General features: G+C 31.9%; 16 protein-coding genes. 10 read left to right on the top strand and 6 right to left on the bottom strand.

All coding sequences use genetic code 11. The features are described from left to right. Positions 1 to 48: 48 nt before the first annotated feature. The 6 genes from V8G69_RS02935 (at position 49) to V8G69_RS02910 (ending at position 6,753) form a co-directional block, all read left to right on the top strand. Positions 49 to 564 carry an RNA polymerase sigma factor gene (locus tag V8G69_RS02935; RefSeq protein WP_394880265.1) on the top strand — a complete coding sequence of 172 codons (516 nt, stop codon included), beginning with the start codon at positions 49 to 51 and terminating at the stop codon, positions 562 to 564. 74 nt (positions 565 to 638) lie between these two features. Beyond that, positions 639 to 1,532, top strand: coding sequence for a FecR family protein (locus V8G69_RS02930; protein ID WP_394880263.1), 894 nt, complete (start codon positions 639 to 641; stop codon positions 1,530 to 1,532). Further along, positions 1,525 to 3,843 (top strand): TonB-dependent receptor plug domain-containing protein, encoded by a 2,319-nt coding sequence (locus tag V8G69_RS02925; protein WP_394880262.1) that lies wholly within the window; start codon positions 1,525 to 1,527, stop codon positions 3,841 to 3,843. Before V8G69_RS02930 ends, V8G69_RS02925 begins: the two co-directional genes overlap by 8 nt. A gap of 62 nt (positions 3,844 to 3,905) precedes the next feature. Further along, positions 3,906 to 4,874, top strand: a complete 969-nt coding sequence (locus tag V8G69_RS02920) for a hypothetical protein (protein WP_394880260.1) — start codon at positions 3,906 to 3,908, stop codon at positions 4,872 to 4,874. A 15-nt stretch (positions 4,875 to 4,889) separates the two neighbouring features. Then, positions 4,890 to 5,777: a dienelactone hydrolase family protein gene (locus tag V8G69_RS02915; protein ID WP_394880258.1), complete on the top strand. Its 888-nt coding sequence runs from the start codon at positions 4,890 to 4,892 to the stop codon at positions 5,775 to 5,777. Between the two features lie 106 nt (positions 5,778 to 5,883). Next, the gene (locus tag V8G69_RS02910) at positions 5,884 to 6,753 is read left to right on the top strand and encodes a cation diffusion facilitator family transporter (protein ID WP_394880256.1); all 870 of its coding nucleotides are present in this window, start codon (positions 5,884 to 5,886) and stop codon (positions 6,751 to 6,753) included. Positions 6,754 to 6,757: 4 nt separating this feature from the next. Here the strand turns inward: V8G69_RS02910 and murC are convergent, their stop codons facing one another. Together murC and V8G69_RS02900 are read right to left on the bottom strand one after the other, a co-directional pair. Further along, positions 6,758 to 8,113, bottom strand: a complete 1,356-nt coding sequence (gene murC, locus V8G69_RS02905; RefSeq protein ID WP_394880255.1) for a UDP-N-acetylmuramate--L-alanine ligase — start codon at positions 8,111 to 8,113, stop codon at positions 6,758 to 6,760. Positions 8,114 to 8,177: 64 nt separating this feature from the next. Continuing rightward, complete coding sequence (locus V8G69_RS02900; RefSeq protein ID WP_394880254.1) at positions 8,178 to 9,131, bottom strand: tetratricopeptide repeat protein; 954 nt, start codon at positions 9,129 to 9,131, stop codon at positions 8,178 to 8,180. Positions 9,132 to 9,263: 132 nt separating this feature from the next. On the opposite strand from V8G69_RS02900, the gene V8G69_RS02895 reads away from it, so the two are divergent. Further along, the gene (locus V8G69_RS02895) at positions 9,264 to 15,587 is read left to right on the top strand and encodes a carboxypeptidase-like regulatory domain-containing protein (RefSeq protein WP_394880253.1); all 6,324 of its coding nucleotides are present in this window, start codon (positions 9,264 to 9,266) and stop codon (positions 15,585 to 15,587) included. A gap of 72 nt (positions 15,588 to 15,659) precedes the next feature. Here V8G69_RS02895 and V8G69_RS02890 read toward each other — a convergent pair whose 3' ends face one another. The 4 genes from V8G69_RS02890 to V8G69_RS02875 form a co-directional block, all read right to left on the bottom strand. Next, entirely contained in the window at positions 15,660 to 16,385 is a 726-nt protein-coding gene (locus tag V8G69_RS02890; RefSeq protein ID WP_394880252.1) for an SDR family oxidoreductase, read from the bottom strand. A gap of 86 nt (positions 16,386 to 16,471) precedes the next feature. Beyond that, on the bottom strand, positions 16,472 to 16,993 hold the full coding sequence (locus V8G69_RS02885) for a DUF4136 domain-containing protein (protein ID WP_394880251.1): 522 nt from the start codon (positions 16,991 to 16,993) through the stop codon (positions 16,472 to 16,474). Between the two features lie 68 nt (positions 16,994 to 17,061). Continuing rightward, positions 17,062 to 18,069, bottom strand: coding sequence for a GTPase ObgE (gene obgE, locus V8G69_RS02880; RefSeq protein ID WP_394880250.1), 1,008 nt, complete (start codon positions 18,067 to 18,069; stop codon positions 17,062 to 17,064). 60 nt (positions 18,070 to 18,129) lie between these two features. Then, the gene (locus tag V8G69_RS02875) at positions 18,130 to 19,242 is read right to left on the bottom strand and encodes an adenylate kinase (RefSeq protein WP_394880248.1); all 1,113 of its coding nucleotides are present in this window, start codon (positions 19,240 to 19,242) and stop codon (positions 18,130 to 18,132) included. A gap of 135 nt (positions 19,243 to 19,377) precedes the next feature. Here V8G69_RS02875 and V8G69_RS02870 point away from each other — a divergent pair, with 135 nt between their 5' ends. From V8G69_RS02870 to V8G69_RS02860, 3 genes are all read left to right on the top strand, one after another. After that, on the top strand, positions 19,378 to 20,532 hold the full coding sequence (locus tag V8G69_RS02870) for a 5-(carboxyamino)imidazole ribonucleotide synthase (RefSeq protein ID WP_394880247.1): 1,155 nt from the start codon (positions 19,378 to 19,380) through the stop codon (positions 20,530 to 20,532). A gap of 10 nt (positions 20,533 to 20,542) precedes the next feature. After that, positions 20,543 to 21,025 carry a 5-(carboxyamino)imidazole ribonucleotide mutase gene (purE, locus tag V8G69_RS02865; protein ID WP_394880246.1) on the top strand — a complete coding sequence of 161 codons (483 nt, stop codon included), beginning with the start codon at positions 20,543 to 20,545 and terminating at the stop codon, positions 21,023 to 21,025. A gap of 141 nt (positions 21,026 to 21,166) precedes the next feature. Further along, positions 21,167 to 23,203, top strand: a complete 2,037-nt coding sequence (locus tag V8G69_RS02860) for a M3 family metallopeptidase (protein ID WP_394880245.1) — start codon at positions 21,167 to 21,169, stop codon at positions 23,201 to 23,203. Positions 23,204 to 23,261 lie beyond the last annotated feature (58 nt).

Raw genomic sequence — 23,261 nt, 5'->3', positions numbered from 1 at the left:
CCCTTTGTTTCCTTTTTTTTATTTTAGTACAATAAAGAACCAATAATAATGGGTAAACAATTACATGATCATATTTGCGAAGAACATATTTTTTCATCAATATTTAATAAGTATTCGAAAGATTTACACAACTTTTTATATTACAAATTTGGTGATTTATTAAATCCAAAAGACAAGGTTCAGGAAGCATTTATTAAATTATGGGAAAATTGCTCAAAAATTTCTCCCGACAAAGCAAAAAGTTTTCTGTTTACAACCGGTAACAATTTAATGCTGAATGAAGTTGCCCATCAAAAAGTTGTTTTAAAACATCAGCAAACCAAACCTAAATCATACACCAATGAAAATCCTGAATTTTTAATGCAGGAAAACCAGTATATGGAGAAATTACAAAAAGCGCTTTCAAATTTATCAGAAGCGCAACGAGTGGCATTTTTAATGAACCGAGTTGAAGGAAAACGGTTCAAAGAAATTGCAGAAATTTTAGATATTTCAACAAAAGCTGTTGAAAAAAGAATCTATGGAGCTCTGGAAAAATTAAGACAAGAAATAAAAGAACTATAACTTATGAAAAGAAATTTATAAACCTAGGTAGGAAAAAATAAGTATTAATTGTTATATAGTTGTATTAAGAAAACATGGAAAAAGAATATTTAATATCGAAGTGGCTGGATAATGATCTAAACGATCAGGAACTTGAAGCGTTTAAAAAGCTTGAAGACTATGATGATTTGATTAAATTATCAAATAGTACAAAAGGTTTTAAGGCGGAAGATTTTGATACATCAAAAGAACTTGACCGTGTTTTAAAAACTATCCACACAACAAAAAAACAAAACAACTGGGTTAAACCATTTATTAAAGTTGCTGCAATTTTAGCAATTTGTTTTAGTTTATATTATTACACAACAACTATTGATACAACCATATCTACATCGTTAGCTGAAAAGACCACTATTGAATTACCAGATGCCTCAAGTGTATCTCTTAATGCAAAAACGTTTTTGGCCTACAACAAAAAGTCATGGAAAAATGAACGCAATGTAGAACTTGATGGAGAAGCCTTTTTTAAAGTTGCCAAAGGCTCTAAATTTAATGTTATTACCAAAGCTGGAACAGTTACAGTCTTTGGAACCGAATTTAATATAAAACAAAGAGACAACTATTTTGAAGTTATTTGCTATGAAGGCATTGTTGGCGTTACTTTTAATTCACAACTCACTAAATTAAAAGCTGGTGATAGTTTTTTAATTATTGATGGGAAAAAAATTGCTAAAGAAAAAGAAAGTAGCCCAATGCCTTCATGGATAAATAACGAAAGTCAATTTAAAAGCTTGCCATATAGAGAGGTTTTATCTGAATTTGAAAGACAGTACAACGTAACCATTGAAGCTAAAAATATTGATACAAACCAATTGTTTACAGGTGGTTTTACTCATAAAAATATAAGCACAGCTTTAAAATCAATTACTTTACCTTTACATTTAACTTATAGTAAAAACAACAATACTATAATTCTAAAACGTGACTAGAAAAGGTATCCTTTCTATTTATATTATTTTATTTTTTTTGAATATTACAAGTTTTAAGGCTCAAACTATTCAAAAAGAAAAGCAACCGCTTATTTCTGTTTTAAAAATCCTTGAAAAAAAATACAATGTTAGTTTTTCCTATGCCGATGAAACCATTAAAGGCAAAATATTAAGCGCTCCAGATGAAAACTTAACATTAGTAGAAGCTATTGATTTTCTTAAAGCCGGAACCAATTTAGATTTCGAAATTTTAGACAACCGTTTTATTGTTGTTAGAGTATTTGATGATATTACAGAACCGATAAAAACCCAAAGGCTACAAGAAGTTATTGTATCTAATTATCTTACCAAAGGTATTACCCAATTAAATGATGGAACCACCACGATAAAACCAGAAACCTTTGGCATTTTACCAGGACTTATAGAACCTGATATTCTGCAAACCATACAAGCCTTACCAGGTATTTTAAGTGTTGATGAAACCGTATCAAATATCAATGTAAGAGGTGGGACGCATGATCAGAACCTTTTCCTTTGGGACGGCATTAAAATGTATCAGTCTGGTCACTTTTTCGGACTGATTTCTGCATTCAATCCTTATACCACAAAACAGGTTAATGTTGCAAAAAATGGAACAAGAGCAAAATATGGCGATGGCATTTCCAGTGTTATAGACATGCAACTTTCAAATAATATTGATAACATTTTTAAAGCAGGTGCAGGATTTAACCTGATAAACGCTGATGCATACGCAAAAATTCCTTTATCAAATAAAACTGAATTACAGTTATCTACCAGACGTTCAATAACAGATTTGATTGTAACTCCAACTTACGACCAGTATTTTAAACGCATTTTTCAGGATTCAGATTTAACAAACACCAAAGATGACAGTTACTCAATATCTCAAAATGAGGATTTTTATTTTTATGATATAACAGCAAAATTCTTATATGACATAACCAAAACAGATAGGATTAGAGTTCATTTTTTAAATGTAAATAACAACCTGAATTATGATGAACAATCTACTATCAACGATAACAATGAATCTTTAAACAGTAAATTGTCTCAACAAAATCTTGCTACTGGAATTACCTACACTAGAGATTGGAACGAACGCTTATCAACTACAGCACAAGTGTATATGTCAAATTACAATCTCGATGCTACAAACTATGATATCCTTAACAATCAAAGATTAATACAAGAGAATGAAGTAAATGACCGTTCTGTAAAGTTTGATGTAAATTATAACCTCAATCATCATTTAAAATTTAATGGTGGCTATCAGTTTTCTGAAATTGGAGTAAGCAATCTTGAAGACGTTAACAATCCGGTTTTTAGAAGTTATATCAAAGAAGTTATTCGCAGTCATGCCATTTATGCCGAAAGCTCTTTACTATCAAATAATGCCAAAACCAATTTAAAATTTGGGACTCGTTTTAATTATCACCAAAAATTTGATTTGTTTTTAATTGAGCCAAGATTGAGTTTTAGCCAGCGCTTTTTTAATGATTTCAGATTTGAGATTTTAGGCGAATTTAAAAGTCAAACCACTTCACAGATCATTGATTTGCAAAACGATTTTTTAGGTATTGAAAAACGCCGTTGGATACTTTCAAACAATAACAACATCCCTATTATTAAAAGTAAGCAAATATCAACCGGAATCCATTATAATAAAAACAACCTTTTAATTAGTGCTGAAAGCTATATTAAAAAAGTTGATGGCATTACTACCAGAAGCCAAGGTTTTCAAAACCAGTATCAGTTTACAAATGCCATTGGAAGTTACCAAATCAAGGGTATTGACGTATTAATAAACAAGCAATTTAATGATCTTATAAGCACTTGGATTGGTTACACTTACAGTAAAAACGATTACACATTTGATTCCTTAAACAATGGAGAATCGTTTCCAAACAATGCCGATATTCGTCATGCAGTTACTCTAGCAAGCACATATACTTATGAAAAAATTAAATTTGCATTAGGACTTAACTGGCACTCAGGAAAACCCACAACAACAACAGTTGCAAATAACGAGGTTGTTGATGGTTCTATAAATTATGAAGCTCCAAACAGTAGTAATTTAAAAGATTACCTGCGCGCAGATTGCTCTGCGACCTACGAATTTGATATTTCAAATAATACGCATGCAACCATTGGTGCTTCCGTTTGGAATGTTACAAACAAGAAAAATATTATTAATACTTACTACACTTTAGACAACCAAGAAACGGTTAGTAAAGTGGAAAATCAATCTCTTGGCATTACCCCAAATGTTAGCTTTAGATTGCGATTTTAATATAAGTTACTTATATTTATAGAGTTACATAAATACAATTATCAACCAAACAACCATTTTTTATGAAAACTCAATCGTATCTTAAGTCATTTAAGACAATTTTTATTTTCCCCTTATTTCTAGCAATTATAATAAACGTACAATCTTGTAAATCTGACAAAAAACAACCAAAAACAAAAGAAAGTACTATCGAAAAAGTGAATGTAATTAACATTCTTACCCAGAACATGGATTTTCAAATGCCAGATACAATTACTTCTGGATGGAACACATTTCGTTACAAAAATGCCTCACCTCAAACACATTTTTTTCTAATAGATAAATACCCAGACAGTATTACAATGCAGAACGTTATTGAAGAAGTTGGACCACCTTTCGATAATGGCATGAAACTAATCAATGAAGGAAAAACCAAAGAAGGCTTTGCTGAATTTGCAAAACTTCCCTCATGGTTTATGGACATGAAAAATTTGGGAGGCTCTGGTTTAATATCTCCCAATCAGGTTAGTGAAACAACAGTAAAGCTCGACCCAGGTTTTTACATCATTGAATGTTATGTTAAAATGGCTAACGGTGTTTTTCATACATCAATGGGAATGGCTAAAGGCATTACTGTTTCTGAAACCAATTCAGGAAATACTGAACCAAGAGCAGACGAGAAGATTGAAATTTCAAGTACAGATGGAATTGTTTTCAATGACAATATAAGTAAAGGCAAACACTGTTTCTCTGTGTATTACAAAGATCAAATTGCACATGAAAATTTTATAGGCCATGATATAAATTTAGCTAAATTAAGTGATGATGTCGATTTAGATAATTTAAATAATTGGATGGATTGGTCTAACCCAAAAGGACTTATAGAACCTGCTCCAAAAGGAGTTACTTTTTTAGGTGGCGTAAACAATATGAGAGCCGGAGATACAGGATATTTCACGGTTAATCTAGATCCAGGTCGTTACGTTTTAATATCAGAAGTACCAAATCCAGCGAGTAAGAACATGCTTAAAACATTTGTAGTTTCAGAGTAACTAAATCTATATTTTATGAGACCTTTAAAAAAAGAAGATATTAATCAGGAAATTTTTGATTTGTATGATGATTACGCTCATAATAAAATAGACAGACGTCAGTTTTTAGAAAAACTATCAATATACGCTATTGGTGGGTTAACTGTTTCCTCTCTTTTAAGTTTTATCTCACCAAATTATGTGGATAGTATTTTAGTAAAACCAGATGATGAGCGTTTAGAATCTAAATATATAACATATGAGTCTCCTAAAGGTGGAGGCTCTATTAAAGGCTTATTGTCTCAACCAGATAACAACACTAAAAAATTACCAGGGATTGTTGTTGTTCATGAAAACCGAGGTTTAAACCCTTACATTGAAGATGTTGGTCGGCGTGCTGCTCTTGAAGGTTTTATAACCTTGGCACCAGACGCCTTGACACCTTTTGGAGGCTATCCTGGGAATGATGATGATGGAAGAGAACTCCAAAAAAAACGTGATCGTTTTGAGATGTTAGAAGATTTCATAGCAGCTTTTAACTATTTAAAATCCCATAATAATTGTGATGGCAACATTGGTGTTGTTGGTTTTTGTTTTGGCGGATGGATTGCTAATATGATGGCTGTAAGAATTCCAGAACTTAAAGCTTCTGTCCCTTTTTATGGTGGACAACCATCTGATGAAGAAGCTGTTCAAATTAAAGCTCCTTTATTATTACAATATGCAGGTTTAGATACCAGAGTGAATGCTGGTTGGCCAGCTTATGAAACAACGCTTAAAGAGCACAATATTGAATATACTGTTTATTTTTATCCTGATGTAAATCACGGGTTTCATAACAATACTACACCTCGTTTTGATAAAGAAGCTGCCGATTTAGCTTGGAATAGAACCATTGCTTTTTTTAAAGAAAAATTAAAATAAGAAGTTAAACATTCTTCACCTTATAAGACTTTAGACTAATTTTGCTTAATGCATGATATTAAAATATTTTAATATCACACCAATAGTTTTCAACCTAAAGAAAGCAATGAGTAACGAACAAACTGCTATAAAAACAACATATTTCAGTATCATTGGGAACACCAGTTTGGCTTTAATTAAAGGAATCGCAGGAGTTTTTGGTAATTCTTATGCTCTAATTGCAGATGCGATTGAATCAACAACGGATATTTTTTCTTCGTTACTGGTTCTTTTTGGGTTAAAATATGCTAACCGTCCAGCAGATGAAAATCATCCATATGGACACGGAAAAATCGAGCCTTTGATTACCTTTTTAGTTGTAGCCTTTCTGGTTACATCTGCGACAGTAATTGCTTACGAGAGCATCCAAAACATACAAACACCTCATAAAACACCTAAACCTTGGACTTTGATTATTCTTGGATGCATTATTTTGTGGAAAGAAATCTCATTCAGAATAGTCATAAAAAAAAGTAAAGAAACAAATAGCTCATCCCTAAAGGCTGATGCTTGGCATCATAGAAGTGATGCAATAACTTCTGTAATGGCATTTATCGGAATTTCAATCGCATTAATTTTTGGAAAAGGATATGAAACGGCTGATGACTGGGCAGCCTTATTCGCTTCTGCTTTTATATTATACAATAGCTATTTGATTTTCAGACCAGCATTGGGAGAAATAATGGATGAACACTTATATGACGACCTTTTAGAAGAAATTCGAGAAGAATCTATCAAAGTAGAAGGTGTTTTAGGAACTGAAAAGTGTTTTATTAGGAAAGCAGGAATGAAACACCACGTAGATTTACATGCCATAGTTGACGGAGATATTTCAGTAAAAGAAGGACATGATATCTCCCATAAACTAAAAGACCACCTAAGGAAAGAAATACAGAATTTAGGACATGTTCTGATTCATATTGAACCAAATAAGTGAAAACTTACTTAATTAAGCCTTTAACATCATTAAAATCCAATCCTCCATAATTACCAGAGCTCATAAGCAGTAAGGTTTTATTTTTAAAATCTTGAGAAAATAGAAAGGTTCTAAAATCTTCTGGATTGGTATAAATTATCAAATCATCACGTCCAAAAGCATTGGCAATTTGTTCTTTAGTAACCTCTTTGAGTTTTTTAATTTCAACAGCATGAGGTGAATAAAATACAACAGCAACATCGGCAGCATCCAAAGTACCTTTGTACTCTTTTAAAAATTCCGCATTTAAACTACTATAAGTGTGCAGTTCTAAACATGCCACTACGGTTCTATCTTGATATTGTTCTTTTACAGCCTTTGTAGTGGCTTCTACCTTGCTTGGCGAATGTGCAAAATCTTTATAAGCTACACTGGTTTTACTTTCTGCAATTTTTTCCAAACGTTTGCTGGCACCTTTAAAACTTGCAATGGCCTCATAAAAATCATCTTCATCAACTCCCATATGTTGACAAATCCATTTGGCTCCAGATAAATTATTTAGATTATGCTTTCCAAAAACTTCAATAGGCAATGGACCTTCAGGAGTTTCCAAAAGTGTTTGTCCGTTTTCAACTGTATAATCTGCCGTATGATATGGTAATTTTCTAATAGTGTTTTCTGAAGCTTCAACAACACGTTTTACTTCTAAATCTTCTTCATTATAAGTAATACTTCCACCCTTAACAATTGAGTCTACAAAAATGCGGAACTGCTCAACATAATTATCATATGTTGGAAATACGTTTATATGATCCCAGGCAATACCGCTTAACAAAGCTATATTGGGTTTATATAAATGAAATTTTGGCCGTCTATCAATTGGTGAACTTAAATATTCATCACCTTCAAGCACGATAAAATCATTGTCTTCAGTTAGCTTAACCATGACATCAAAACCTTCTAACTGTGCACCAACCATATAATCTACATCAATATCATGATAATGCATTACGTGCAAAATCATAGATGTTATGGTAGTTTTACCATGACTTCCACCAATAACTACACGTGTTTTATGTTTGGATTGTTCATATAAAAATTCTGGATAGCTATAAATTTTAACACCTATTTCTTGAGCTTTTAAAAGTTCTGGGTTATCTGCTTTAGCATGCATACCCAAAACAATAGCATCAATTTTTGTGGTTATTTTTTCAGGAAACCAACCAAATGATTCCGGCAAAATACCTTTTGCTGATAAACGAGATTTTGATGGTTCGAAAATCTCATCATCACTGCCTGTTACTTGATATCCTTTGTTGTGTAAAGCTATTGCTAAATTGTGCATGGCACTGCCGCCAATAGCTATAAAATGTACATTCATGTTATGGTTTTGAATGTCTCAAAGATACTTTTTTAGTCTCTAATACGCGAATGTTTTATACATTTTAAAGCTTTAAAATTTTTTGTTTTTCCAACTTAAAAGACTTCATTTCTGGAGACTCGGCAAGTGCTAAATCAATATACTTTAAAGCTGCTGCTTTATTTTTTTTGTGTGCATAAATTTGCGACAATCTGTAATGGGCCCATGCTTTTGGAACGCCATCATTTGGAGAATAATTTTTAAGATAGGTTTGCAAACATTGCACCCCTTTTTGCAATTCTATATTATATTCTGCAGCTAACTTTCCTATTTTATAATGAAGTTCGTTACGCTGGTGTTTTTCGTTTGCAATTTCTAAGTTTGCCAAAGCTTTTTCTGGTTGTTTTTGTTTTTCGTAAAAAGTTGTAAGCTTATCATAACACCATAAAGAACCACCTTCATTTATAGCCATTTTATAAAACTTTTCGGCAAGTTCTGGTTCATCATCATATTCATAGATATACCCTTTTGCTAAATAACCATCTACTTTAGAAAGATTTTCTAATTCCTGTGCATACTTTAATGCTTTACTTTTGCTTCCTCCTAAAATTCCGGGCAATTTCATATAAAATTCTACCAAAGCCCATCGTGTATTAATATGTTTGGGATCTAACTTGGCTGCCTTAAGAAATGAGTTTTCAATATCTCCTATCATTCCTAACGCCGTTATTTTACTAACTGTTAATGCCTTCATCCCCATGGCTCCACCATATTTATAATTATAATTAGCATTATTTGGATTGGCATTTACCAAAATTTTATAATTTTCTATGGCATTGTCCCACTTTTCTTGATAGCCATAAGTATCTCCCAATAACTCAATAGCCTTTAAATCATTAGGGTTTTGTATTAAATAAACAGACAGTTTAATTTCAGCTTTATCAAATTGTTTGTGTTTAAACAGATTATCAATGCTGTCTAACTGATTTTGACTAATTGATAATAACGGAAAAAGCAGTAGGTAAATAAATTTTCTCATAACAATTTTAATAACAAAATTCATATTTCTTTTTCAACTAAAAATTAAATTTACTCAACTAACGAAGCTTTTTACCTAAATAGTATTTTTTGGAACAGCTTTTGAGAGTAATTTAGTTCCAAATTAAGACAAATGAAACGAACTGTATTTTTTTTAACAATTTTTTTACTAAACTCTATCAGTTATAGCCAAAATTCTGCTTATAATAATCTTTGGAAAAAGGTTGAACAACAAGAAGTTGAAGGTTTACCAAAATCTGCTTTAAATATTGTTGAGCAAATTTCGGTGCTTGCCAAAAAAGAAAAAAACGAACCTCAGCTTATAAAAACCATGTTTTTTAAAAGCAAGTTTGCTCTTATTTTAGAAGAAGATGCTCAACTTAATATTATAAATAATTTTAAAAATGAAATTGAAAAAAGTGAGTTTCCAACAAAAAATATTCTTGAAAGTATTTTAGCCAATTTATACTGGCAGTATTTTAATCAAAACAGATGGCAGTTTTATAGAAGAACACAAACCGAAGAAAAAGTAAACACTGAAGATTTTAGAACCTGGGACTTACAAACTCTCTTCAATGAAATTGATATTCATTATAAAAAGTCGTTACAAAACGCTACAATGCTTCAGTTAGAACCTTTAAGCAAGTATGACGATATATTAAATATTCAAAAGGATTCTAAAATTTACAGACCTACTTTATTTGATTTCTTAAACCATGAAGCCTTAGATTTTTATACAACTAATGAAACCCACATTACCAAACCCAGTTATAAATTTGAAATTAATAATCATGAACTACTAGGAGATGCTGAAACTTTTTCAAAAATTAAGTTAGAATCAAAAGATTCTACGTCTTTACAGTTAAATGCTCTGAAAATTTATCAGGATTTAATAAAATTCCACATAAACGATAAAGAGCCTTTTGCTTTAGCAACTATAAATATTGAGCGTTTACAGTTTGTAAACCAACATGCTACTTTTAGTGATAAAGAATATTTGCTTTTAAATACATTTATGACTGAAAGTGAATCTCTAAAAGCGGAAGAAATTTGTGGTTTATACGATTTTGAAATTGCATCAATTTACTATCAGCAAAGTCAACAATACCAACCAATCACCAAAGAAGACAATCGTTGGAAAGCCAAAGAAGCCTATGATCTTTGCAATAAAATTTTAAATGAATTTCCAAAAAGCAAAGGAGCCGAAAAGTGTGCCATTTTAAAACAACAAATTGAAAAACAATCAATACAAATTACCACAGAAAGTTTTCTGCCTATTCAGCAAAATGCTCGATTATTAATTAGTTATAAAAATTTAGATTCACTTCAATTCAAAATCTTCAAACTAAATAGAAACCAATTAGAAAAATTTAATAAAACCTACAAACAAGAAGAACAACTAGCATTCATTAAAAAACTGGATAGTAACAATGAATGGGAAAGTGCATTACGAAACGAAAATGACTATCAAAACCATAATACAGAAGTACTCATACCAAAATTAAACAATGGAACCTATTTAATTTTTGCTTCCCCAAAAAATGATAATGAAACTTTTGCTTTTAGCATTGTACAAGCAACCAATTTAGCTTTGGTTGAAAGGGAAAGTGACCATTTTGATATCTTTCAAATTATTGATAGAAATAACGGAAAACCTGTTAACAACATCAATGTTGAACTTAGTTATAATGAAAATAATGACAGAAGCACAATAACAGAAACATTTTTAACTAATGCTTATGGCGAAATAAAAATTGAGAAAACCAAAGACAGATTCAGAAACATTTCAATCAAAGTAAAATATGATGATGACAGTGCTTATTTTGGAAATTATTATGTGAATCCATATTATAAAAACGAAAAAGAAGAAACTGAATACAAAGGTTTTGTTTTCACAGACAGAAGTATTTACAGACCAGGACAAACCGTATATTTCAAAGCTATTGCCATAAAAACCAAAAATGGCAAATCTGAAGTTGCTGCCAATGAATCTGTTTATGCTACTTTATATGATTCTAATGAAGAAGAAATTAAAGAGCTTGAGTTTAAAACCAATGAATTTGGTTCCGTTTCTGGCGAATTTATTTTACCTAACTCTGGTTTAAATGGCGAATATCATATTGAATTTGATGGTGATGAAAATGATTTCTTTATAGAGCATTATTTTTCTGTAGAAGAATACAAGCGGCCAAAGTTTGAAACTAAATTCAATCCTGTAACAGAAACCTTTAAAGTTAATGATTCTGTAACCATAAAAGGAACCGCATTGGCATATGCAGGCAGCAATATTACAGATGCAAAAGTGGTTTATCGTGTACAACGAAAAGTTGAATATCCTCGCTGGTATTTTTGGTATCGACCTTGGTTTTATAGTGAACCACAAGAAATAACACATGGCGAAACCACAACCAATGATAAAGGTGAATTTGAAATAACTTTTAAAGCACAACCCGATAATAGCATTGATAAATCAAACCTACCTGTTTTTAATTTTGAGATTATAGCTGATGTTACCGATTTAAACGGAGAGACCAGAAGTGCAACAAACATTGTTAATGTTGGTTATCACGCTTTAGTTGCCAACATGAGTATTAGTGACAAGCTTGACAAAACAAAGAAAGACAACAGTATTAAAATTGATACTAAAAATTTAAATGGGGAATTTGTTGCAGCAAAAGGAACTATGAAAATTTATAAGCTTGAATCTCCAAAAGCAGTATTAAGAAAACGTCCTTGGGCAGCACCAGATTATCAAGAGTTTTCTGAAGAAGCGTTTAAAAATCTGTTTCCTCATGATGCTTACACTAATGAATACAATCCAAATAATTGGGAAAAAGGCACCTTAGTTTTTGATAAAAATTTTGACACAGAAACATCAAAAGAACTTCCTTTAGGCAACATCAAAAAATGGGAGTCTGGCCAATACATAATCATCTTAGAAAGTACCGATAAGTTTGGCCAATTAGTAAAAGACGAAATTAAAACCACACTATTCAGTAATGAGGATAGTACTTTAGCGGACAATCAATTATTTAGTATTACAGCTGACAAAACCACTTATAAAACTGGCGATAATGTTTTAATAACTTTAAGTTCTGCTTCAAAAAATCTTGATGTAACAGTTACCATTGAAAAGAATCATAAAATTGTAAACACCTACATAGTTCAACTAAACAATAACAAAAAAAATCTCATGATTCCTGTTACTAAAGATGATGTGGGTGGATTTGCTATTCATTATAGTTTTGCTGCATACAATAGTTTTCAAACTAGCACAGAACTGATTTCCGTTCCTTATCCTAAAACTGATTTAGATATTGAAACAACCACCTTTAGAGATAAATTGCAACCGGGAACCGATGAAACTTGGAGCTTTAAAATAAAAGGCCCGCAAGGAGATAAAGTGTCTGCCGAATTATTAGTAAGCATGTACGATGCTTCCTTAGACCAGTTTAAAACACATACTTGGGATTTCAACCCAATTAACAAACCTATTTATTATTCTTACAACCAAAGCAATGCTAACCAGAGTTTTGGCACACAATATTTTAGGGTATTTAACAACCCTTTTACAGACTTAAATTACCCAAAACAATATTTTGATGAATTGAATTGGTTTGGATTTAGCCTTAATTTTAACAAATGGCAATATGATAATTATATTAGATCTTTAAGATTAAAAAATGAATCTAAATATGATGAGTCCATTAAAAAAGGTTTTGTTTCTGGAACAGTATTTGACGAAAGTGGAATACCATTACCTGGAGTAAACATTACTATAAAAGGAACTTCAATAGGAACAACTACAGATTTTGACGGGAATTTCTCTATTAAAGCAAATAAAAATGATAAATTAATATTTAGTTACCTTGGTTTTACTTCTAGAGAAATTATTATAAGCAACAATAATAGCTTAAGCATTTCTTTAGTTGAAGATAGCTCGCATTTAGATGAAGTTGTTGTTTCTGCTTATGGAGTTTCTAAAGAAAAGAAAAGTTTAGGTTATATGGTTACTGAAGAAGCAGAAGATGTTTCATTTGCTCTATCAGGAAAAGTTGCAGGCGTTGAAATCATCAAAGATTCTACAGATGGTAAAAATTCAATTAAAAAAACAGGCTTCGACAACGTTCAAATTCGTAAAAACCTTCAAGAAACTGCCTTTTTCTTTCCTCAATTACAAACCGATAAAGATGGCAACGTTAGTTTTAGTTTTACAACTCCAGAAGCTTTAACCCAATGGAAACTGCAATTATTAGCATACACCAAAACTTTGGAAAGTGCCACTAAAACCTTAACAACTGTTACCCAAAAGGAATTAATGGTTATTCCAAATGCACCACGATTTTTACGTCAAGGAGACCAAATCACTATCAGCTCAAAAATTGCCAATCTTACAGACAAACAACTTTCTGGGCAAGCCATTTTATTGCTGACAGATGCTGTTTCAGGAAATGCTATTGATAGCAGACTTGGTAATTCTGAAAACAATAAATCGTTTACAGTTGATGCAAAAGGCAATACACAAGTATCTTGGAACTTAACAATTCCTGATGATGTAGATGCTGTTCAATATAAAATTATTGCGAAATCTGATGCTTTTAGTGATGGTGAACAAAATGCCTTACCAGTTTTAAGCAATAGAATACTAGTAACAGAAACATTACCTATGTGGATTAGAAGTAACGAAACCAAAACATTTAGCTTAGATAAGTTAAAAAACAATACGTCTACAACGCTTAAAAACCATAAGTTAACATTGGAAATGACAAACAATCCAGCTTGGTATGCCGTTCAAGCGTTGCCATATTTAATGGAATACCCATATGAATGCAATGAGCAAACGTTTTCTCGTTTTTATGCAAATGCATTGGCAAGTCATATTGCAAATTCAAACCCTAGAATTCAAGAAATATTCAATCAATGGAAATCTCAAGATGTGTTAATTTCCAATCTTGAAAAAAATGAAGAATTAAAATCAATTTTGATTCAGGAAACACCTTGGTTACGAGATGCACAAAGTGAAACCGAACAGAAAAAACGTATTGCTTTACTATTCGATTTAAACAAAATGAATAATGAATTACAATCTGCAAAACGTAAACTGGAAAGCAATCAACTAAGCAATGGTGCTTGGTCTTGGTTTAATGGTGGGCGTGAAAACAGATACATTACACAACATATTATTACGGGATTTGGTCATTTAAAGCACCTTAATGTTGAAACAGATGAAGCATCTAAAATGATAGAAAAAGCCATCAAATATTTAGATAACGAATTTGTTCAAGAATATAAAGACATTAGAAAATATGACGCAAAAGTAGATTTAGGCAAAGATCATTTAAGCTATACGCAACTACATTATTTGTATATGAGAAGCTTTTATCCTGAAATAAAAAAGTCAAAAGAAGTTGAAGATGTCACCAAGTATTACCAAACTCAAATTCAAAAATATTGGTTAAGTCGTTCTCTATACGCAAAAGGATTAATGGCTTTGGTAGTTGAAAGAATGGGAGATAAATCAACATCAACAAAAATTTTAAAGTCATTAAAAGAAAATAGTATTACTTCAGAAGAATTAGGCATGTACTGGAAAGAAAATACCAGTTCATGGTATTGGTACCAAGCACCAATTGAAACCCAAGCTTTATTAATTGAAGTATTTTCTGAAATTGAAAACGATACCAAAACCATTGATAACTTAAAAATCTGGTTGCTTAAAAACAAGCAAACCAATCAATGGAAAACAACCAAGGCAACTACCGAAGCTGTTTATGCGTTACTCCTTCAAGGAAGCGATTGGTTAAGTGTAACCGATATGGTAGATGTTGTAATTGGAAATGAAAAAATAGAGCCTTCAAAACTAGAAAATGTTAAAGTAGAAGCAGGAACAGGTTATTACAAAACATCTTGGACTTCTTCAGAAATTAAACCAGAAATGGCAGATGTTACTTTAACCAAAAAAGGTGATGGTATTGCTTGGGGAAGTTTGTATTGGCAATATTTTGAAGATTTAGATAACATTACATCTTCGGAAACTCCACTTAAACTGAAGAAAAAATTGTTCTTAAAAACCAATACAGATACTGGTGAAAAAATCTCTGAAATAAATTCTAACACTCATTTAAAAGTTGGAGATTTGGTTAGAGTTCGTATTGAATTACAAAGTGATAGAACCATGGAATTTGTACACATGAAAGATATGCGAGCTTCAGGATTAGAACCTGTAAATGTGCTTTCTGAATACAAATGGCAAGACGGTTTAGGTTATTACGAAAGCACAAAAGATGCCTCGACTAATTTCTTCTTTGATTATTTACCAAAAGGGGTCTTTGTTTTTGAATATGATTTACGCGTAAATAATGCAGGAAACATGAGCAATGGTATAACAACCATTCAAAGTATGTACGCTCCAGAATTTAGCAGTCATAGTGAAGGAACCCGCATAACAATACAATAAGCATAATTTTAAAACTATAAGCAATAAAAAAAGAGGTTTCATGTATTTGAAACCTCTTTTTTTATTTATTCTTTATTTACTTGGCGGCATCGTTGGCCTCACTTCTATTTTGCTTGGCAAGGTTCTAGGATTCATTTTAATCAAATCGACTACCAACTCACCAATGTCTTCACTTTGAATTTTCCAAGCATCACTTTCATTAGGAATATGGCCATTAAAATAGGTGGCTACAGATCCTGGCATAATTGTACTCACTTTAATATTATATTTACGCAAGTCGAGCATTACGGCTTGTGTAAACCCAGTAACACCAAATTTACTAGCATTATATGCAGAAGCACTTGCAAAAAAGTTGGTTCCTGCTAAACTTGAAATTGTAATGAAATACCCTTCTGATTTCTTTAAAGCTTCAATACTTGATTTGATGGAATAAAAAGCTCCCGAAAGATTGGTGTCTAAAGTTTCGTTCCATTGTTCAACAGACAAGTCTTCAATACTCGCAAAATGACCCACGCCAGCATTTGCAACAACAATATCTAATTGGTCAAAATGATCTAAAACCGATTGAACAGCTTGCTGTTGGCTTTCATAATCTCTCACATCTGCTTCAAGACCAATGGCTTTTGCTCCTAATATTGAATTAGAATTAAGTGTATCGGCTGCTTTTTTTGCTGAAACTTTATTCCGACTTGTAACAGCCACATGAATCCCTTCATTAAGCAGTGCTTGTGCTATTCCATAACCAATTCCTTTTGTTCCTCCTGTAATAAGAGCAACTTTATTTTTTAATGAATTCATTGTTTTTATCTTTTATATGTAAAATTACAAAATCAAAGTTCAACGAACCATTTTAAAATGTTATGATAATTATAAAGTTTATAGTGTTATTGCTTTGGTGGATATTTTGAAAATATCTTTTCTACTATAGCTGATAATTGGTCCTCTCTTACTTGTGGAGATGCATTAGGTGTATAACTAGACTCACTAACGGCTTGCCAAAAAAGTTGCTTCAAATTTTCATCAACAAAATCTATTGAAATTTGTCTGCTGGCATTTGGCTGTCCAATAGGTAATCCAATAGAAATACCTCCACCCATGTTTCTTCCGCCGCCACCTAAACCAACACCAACGGTGTTTCTTTGAGCCTCTTGAAATGTATTGCTTTTTATATCAATAAAAAAATCTGGGGTTTCTGAAAATGCAATTCCCAAAGTTTCCAATTTGGCATCAAGGGACTCTAAAAACCGCTTGGTATCCAATTCGCTTAAGCCTGTTTTCATATCACTGTAATAGTTATAAGTTTTGTATTTGGAAAAGTCTTTTCCTTTTTCAAAATCGTAACTTACACGAATTGGAGCACAGGAGATAATACCAAGAGCTAAAACTATAATCAATACTTTTTTCATGGTTTTATTTTTAATTAAAGTTAATCAAAAATTATTCCACGTGTTTGGTTTTATATGAAGATTTTATGTTAAATGGTTTGAGTGTTTAGCATTTTCCAAAGCATATCTTTCAACTCTGTCAATCCTTGTTGTGCAACAGAAGAAATGAACACATACGGAATTGGCAACTCATTATCGAGTTCTTTTTTTAACTCAGCTTTTAACTCATCATCAAGCATATCGCATTTGGAAATGGCTATGATGCGTTCTTTATCAAGCATTTCTGGATTATATCTTCGCAACTCATCTAAAAGAATATCGTATTGTTTTTTAATATCATTAGCATCAGCAGGTATTAAAAATAATAAGATAGAATTACGCTCAATATGTCGCAAAAAGTAGTGACCTAAACCTTTACCTTCAGCAGCACCCTCAATAATTCCAGGAATGTCTGCCATAACAAATGTTTGAAAATCACGATACTCAACAATTCCTAAATTGGGCTTAAGTGTTGTAAACTCATAATCCGCAATTTTTGGCTTTGCAGAAGTAACTACAGAAAGTAACGTAGACTTTCCAGCATTTGGAAATCCTACCAAACCAACATCGGCCAACACTTTTAGCTCTAAAGTTATATGCTTTTCTTCAAGTGGAATTCCTGGTTGTGAATAACGTGGAGTTTGGTTGGTCGCTGTTCTAAAATGCCAGTTACCAAGTCCACCTTTTCCGCCTTTTGCAATAATTTTTTCTTCATTATGTTCAGTGATTTCAAAAACAATTTCATCACTTTCAGTATCACGAACAACGGTTCCTAAAGGCACATCTACATAAACATCTTCTCCGTCAGCCCCAAAACTTCTACTGCTTCCACCATGTTCTCCATGACCAGCTTTAATATGTTTTTTGAATTTTAAATGAAGAAGCGTCCATAAATTTGAATTACCACGAATAATAACATGACCACCACGACCACCATCACCTCCATCGGGTCCTCCTTTTTCAATAAATTTTTCTCTATGTAAATGTGAAGATCCTTTACCTCCATTACCAGAGGTAACAAACATTTTTACATAATCAACAAAATTTCCTTCTGTCATAAGAGTTGAGTTTAAATTTTTAAAGTTTAAAAGATAAAGTTTAAACTCTTTGAAGTATTACTATAGTTTATCAATTACATTACTTAAACGAACAGTGATGTCTTTAATACTACCTACTCCATCAACACCAAAATATTTATTCTGTGCAGAATAATAGTCTTTTAAAATGGCTGTTTTATTGTAATACTCTTTAATTCTATTTCTAATAATAGATTCATTTCCATCATCTGGTCTGCCACTTGTTTTTCCTCTTTCCAACAACCGATTTACCAACACATCATCCTCAACTTCTAAGGCAATCATAGCACTTATTTCAGAATCTTTGCTTTCCATTAATTTCCCTAAAGCATCTGCCTGTGCATGTGTTCTTGGGAATCCATCAAAAATAAAACCGTTGGAATTTGCGTTCTTTTCCACTTCTGCATTCAACATATCTATGGTTACTTGATCTGGAACCAATTCGCCTTTGTCCATATAAGACTTGGCCAACATACCTAATGCGGTCTCATTTTTTATATTAAATCTAAACACATCGCCAGTTGAAATGTGTATTAAATTATACTTTTCCTTTAAAAAATTAGCTTGTGTTCCTTTTCCAGCTCCTGGAGGACCAAATAGCACTAAATTTGTCATGTGTTGTGTTTCTTTTATTTGATAAATTTCTGGTAAATTTCTTCCTAATCCATCATAGTCTAACCCGAAACCAACAATGAATTTATTTGGAATTTCCATACCAACATAATGTAATTTAAAGTCTTTTTTATAAGCATCAGGTTTATAAAACAAAGTAGCAATTTTAAGCGACTTAACTTCTTCGTTTTTAAAAATCCTATGAATTTCAGCTAATGTATTACCAGTATCAATAATATCTTCCAAAACAACAACCGTTCTCCCTTTCAAATCTTGGGTCAAACCTATTAACCTCTGTATATCTTCAGTAGATTTTACACCTTCATAAGAGGCCAATTTAATAAAGGTAACCTCACAAGGCTTTGGATACTTTTTAACGAAATCACTTACCAACATAAATGATCCATTTAAAACCCCTACAAAAACAGGAATTTCATCACCTATATCTGTATAAATTTCGTTGACCAAACGCTCTATTGCAAACTCTATTTCTTGAGCAGAAATAAATGGTTTAAAATACTTGTCGTGTAGTTTTATTTCCATTATTGTTTTTTTGAAAGTTGCAAAGTTAAGGAATTGATTGACTAATACCGATTTTTTGATTTAGGAATTAGGAAGTAATTTCATATTTAAGTGTATTTTTGCATATCCTTAATTTTTTTCATTAAAAAATAATACATGAATTACTTTTCTTCAAATTTTAAACTTGGTATCCTTGGAGGTGGGCAATTAGGCAAAATGATGCTGTATGATACAAGAAAATTTGATATCTATACCTGTGTTTTAGATGCCAGCAATGAAGCGCCTTGCAAAATAGCAAGCAATGAATTCTATCAAGGTGATTTAATGGATTACGATGCAGTTTACAACTTTGGAAAAAAGGTTGATGTACTAACTTTTGAAATTGAAAATGTAAATGTTGATGCACTAGAAGACCTTGAAAAGGAAGGTGTAAAAGTATATCCAAGCTCAAAAACATTACGCACCATTCAAAACAAAGCAACACAAAAGCTGTTTTATGTAGACCATAATTTACCAACCGCTCCTTTTTCGCGTTTTGCATATACGTCTGAAATAAAAGAAGCCATAGAACATGGAAGTTTAAAACTTCCTTTTGTTTGGAAAAGTGCTCAGTTTGGATATGATGGTATGGGAGTGAAAATTATAAAATCAGTTCAAGATTTAGATGACTTACCTAATGTTGAGTGTATTACCGAAACTTTAGTGCCTTTTAAAAACGAATTAGCTGTGATTGTTGCGAGAAATGTTTCTGGCGAAACAAAAACATATCCTGTTGTTGAAATGGAATTCCATCCAGAAGCCAATCAAGTAGAATATGTTATATGTCCTGCCAGAGTTCCTGAAGCTGTAGCTAAAAAAGCTGAAGAAATCGCATTAAAAACATCGACTGCTTTTAACCATGTTGGTCTTTTAGCGGTAGAAATGTTTCAAACCTATGAAGGTGATATCTTAATAAATGAAGTAGCGCCAAGACCTCATAATTCTGGCCACCAAACCATTGAGGCCAGTTACACATCTCAATTTGAACAGCATTTAAGAGCCATTTTAAACTTACCTTTGGGAAGAACCGATAGTAAAGTTGGTGGTGTTATGGTAAATCTTGTGGGAGTTGAAGGATATAGCGGAGATGTTGTTTACCAAAACATAGAGGCTATTATGCATATGGATGGGGTTACACCTCACATTTATGGAAAAAAACAAACACGCCCTTTTAGGAAAATGGGACACGTTACCATTGTACATCAAGATTTAAGTGAAGCAAGAAAGATTGCTGAAAACGTAAAAAACACTATAAAAGTTATTTCTAAATAATAATTAAGTTATGAGTAAAGTTGGAGTTATCATGGGAAGCAAAAGCGATCTTCCAGTTATGCAAGAAGCCATAGACATTTTAAAAAGTTTTGACATTGATGTTGAAGTTGATATAGTTTCAGCTCATAGAACACCAGAAAAATTATTTGATTATGGTAAACATGCACATACTAAAGGATTTTCTGTTATTATTGCCGGTGCTGGTGGTGCTGCGCATTTACCAGGAATGATAGCTTCTTTATCTCCGCTTCCAGTAATTGGGGTTCCAATAAAAAGCAGTAATTCAATAGATGGTTGGGACTCTGTACTTTCAATTCTTCAAATGCCAGGCGGCGTTCCTGTAGCAACCGTAGCACTTAATGGAGCTAAAAATGCAGGTATATTAGCAGCACAAATAATTGGTTCTAATAATGTTAGCATATTAGACAAAATTATTGCTTACAAAGAAGGACTAAAACAAATAGTGATTAAATCTGCTCAAGATATGAAATAAAAAAACCCCGAATAAATTCGAGGTTTCTTTGGCTATTAAAATAGATTAAATTTGAATTAGTCACTTTTCAAAAACAATATCAACAAATATAAAAAAATAAATATAACTATGCGCGCATAGTAGTTTTAATTTTCTAAAAAAATGATTAAAAATATATTAGCAGAACCATTTAAAACTCCATTTGGTACTGCTCCATTTTCAAAAATAAAGAATGAAGATTTTCTTCCTGCCTTTAAATTGGCAATACAAGAAGCTAAAACAGAGATTGATACCATTGTAAATAATTCTGAACTTCCTACATTTCAAAATACTATCGAGGCGCTTGACTTTTCAGGAGAAAAATTAGACAGAATTTCTAGTATATTTTTTAATCTGAATTCTGCAGAAACCAATGATGCCATTCAAAAAATTGCTCAAGAAGTTTCTCCTCTTTTATCTGAATTCAGCAATGATATTGCTTTAAATGAAGACTTATTTAAACGAGTTAAAATTGTTTATGATAAAAAAGAAACTCTAAACCTATCAACAGAGCAAAATACATTGCTTGATAAAAAATATAAAGGCTTTTCAAGAAACGGTGCTAATTTACCCGAAGACAAAAAACTGATACTTAGAGATATTGACAAAAAATTAAGCCAGCTTAAACTGAAATTTGGTGAAAATGTTTTGGCTGAAACCAATAAGTACGAAATGCTTATTACCAACGAAAATAATTTGTCTGGTTTACCAGAAGGCGCCATTGAAGCCGCTAAACAATTAGCAGAATCTAAAGATAAAAATGGCTGGTTATTTACATTAGATTATCCTAGTTACATCCCTTTTGTAACCTATGCAAACAATAGAGAGTTACGTAAAAAACTGGTTATGGCGTCTGGACAAAAATCATTTCACAATGATGAATTAGACAATCAAGAAAATGTTTTAAACATTGCTAAACTACGTTTTGAAAGAGCCCAACTTTTAGGCTATAAAACTCATGCTCACTTTGTGCTAGAAGAACGCATGGCTAAAACTCCTGAAAAAGTCACTTCCTTTTTAAATGAGTTACTTGAAAAAGCAAAACCTGCTGCAAAACAAGAATTTGATGAATTAGAAGCGTTTGCAAAAGAATTGGATAATATAGATCATTTAGAAAAATGGGATGGAGCTTATTATGCAGAAAAACTAAAACAAAAATTATTTGATTTAGATGACGAAAAATTAAAGCCTTATTTCAAATTAGAAAATGTTATTAATGGTGTTTTTGAGGTTTCACAAAAGTTATACGGTTTAAATTTTGAAAAAATAAATACTATTGACAAATACCATAAAGAAGTTTTAACTTATAAAGTTACTAACGATGAAGGCGATTTAATTTCCGTTTTTTATGCAGATTTTTTTCCTAGACCAGGAAAACGTAATGGTGCGTGGATGACATCGTTTAAGCCTCAAAGCATTAAAAATGGCACAAATGAACGACCTCACATATCAATAGTTTGCAACTTTACCAAACCCACAAAAAGCAAACCATCTTTATTAACCTTTAATGAAGTAACTACATTATTCCATGAATTTGGTCATGCGCTACATGGTATGTTAGCAAATACAACTTACCCAAGTTTGTCTGGAACCAGTGTATTTTGGGATTTTGTTGAATTACCTAGTCAGGTACTTGAAAACTGGTGTTATGAAAAAGAGGCTTTACAATTGTTTGCGAAACATTATGAAACTGGAGAAGTCATTCCTATGGATTTGGTTGAAAAAATAAAAAAATCATCGACTTTTCATGAAGGTATGCAAACCTTGCGTCAGTTAAGTTTTGGATTGTTGGATATGAGTTGGCACGGACAAAACCCTACTCACATTACCAACGTAAAAAATCATGAAACCCTAGCTTTTGAAAGTACTAAATTATATCCTGATGTGATAGAAAATTGCATGAGCACATCATTTTCACATATTTTTCAAGGTGGCTATTCTTCTGGATATTACAGTTACAAATGGGCTGAAGTATTGGATGCCGATGCTTTTGAATATTTTAAAGAAGCTGGTATTTTTAACAAAGAGATAGCAAACAAGTTTAAAAATAATGTACTTTCTCAAGGAGGCACCGAAGATCCTATGGTTCTTTATAAACGCTTTAGAGGTCATGAACCTAAACCAGAAGCTTTGTTAAAAAGAGCAGGATTATTAAAATAATTCATTAATATTAGCACTTTATTTTAACAAGTTTGAGCATATTGGTTTTCAATTATTA

Origin of the sequence: Gaetbulibacter sp. M235 (assembly GCF_043876835.1) — a bacterium.
In the GTDB taxonomy this organism is placed as follows: domain Bacteria; phylum Bacteroidota; class Bacteroidia; order Flavobacteriales; family Flavobacteriaceae; genus Yeosuana.
Note: the sequence above shows the minus strand (reverse complement) of the source record. Positions and strands in the feature narration are given on the sequence as shown.

Excerpts from the sequence above, each read along its gene's own strand:
- V8G69_RS02935 (WP_394880265.1), top strand. The coding sequence starts at position 49 with ATGGGTAAACAATTACATGATCATATTTGCGAAGAACATATTTTTTCA.
- V8G69_RS02930 (WP_394880263.1), top strand. The coding sequence starts at position 639 with ATGGAAAAAGAATATTTAATATCGAAGTGGCTGGATAATGATCTAAAC.
- V8G69_RS02920 (WP_394880260.1), top strand. The coding sequence starts at position 3,906 with ATGAAAACTCAATCGTATCTTAAGTCATTTAAGACAATTTTTATTTTC.
- V8G69_RS02915 (WP_394880258.1), top strand. The coding sequence starts at position 4,890 with ATGAGACCTTTAAAAAAAGAAGATATTAATCAGGAAATTTTTGATTTG.
- V8G69_RS02910 (WP_394880256.1), top strand. The coding sequence starts at position 5,884 with ATGAGTAACGAACAAACTGCTATAAAAACAACATATTTCAGTATCATT.
- murC (WP_394880255.1), bottom strand. The coding sequence starts at position 8,113 with ATGAATGTACATTTTATAGCTATTGGCGGCAGTGCCATGCACAATTTA.
- V8G69_RS02900 (WP_394880254.1), bottom strand. The coding sequence starts at position 9,131 with ATGAGAAAATTTATTTACCTACTGCTTTTTCCGTTATTATCAATTAGT.
- V8G69_RS02895 (WP_394880253.1), top strand. The coding sequence starts at position 9,264 with ATGAAACGAACTGTATTTTTTTTAACAATTTTTTTACTAAACTCTATC.
- V8G69_RS02890 (WP_394880252.1), bottom strand. The coding sequence starts at position 16,385 with ATGAATTCATTAAAAAATAAAGTTGCTCTTATTACAGGAGGAACAAAA.
- V8G69_RS02885 (WP_394880251.1), bottom strand. The coding sequence starts at position 16,993 with ATGAAAAAAGTATTGATTATAGTTTTAGCTCTTGGTATTATCTCCTGT.
- obgE (WP_394880250.1), bottom strand. The coding sequence starts at position 18,069 with ATGACAGAAGGAAATTTTGTTGATTATGTAAAAATGTTTGTTACCTCT.
- V8G69_RS02875 (WP_394880248.1), bottom strand. The coding sequence starts at position 19,242 with ATGGAAATAAAACTACACGACAAGTATTTTAAACCATTTATTTCTGCT.
- V8G69_RS02870 (WP_394880247.1), top strand. The coding sequence starts at position 19,378 with ATGAATTACTTTTCTTCAAATTTTAAACTTGGTATCCTTGGAGGTGGG.
- purE (WP_394880246.1), top strand. The coding sequence starts at position 20,543 with ATGAGTAAAGTTGGAGTTATCATGGGAAGCAAAAGCGATCTTCCAGTT.
- V8G69_RS02860 (WP_394880245.1), top strand. The coding sequence starts at position 21,167 with ATGATTAAAAATATATTAGCAGAACCATTTAAAACTCCATTTGGTACT.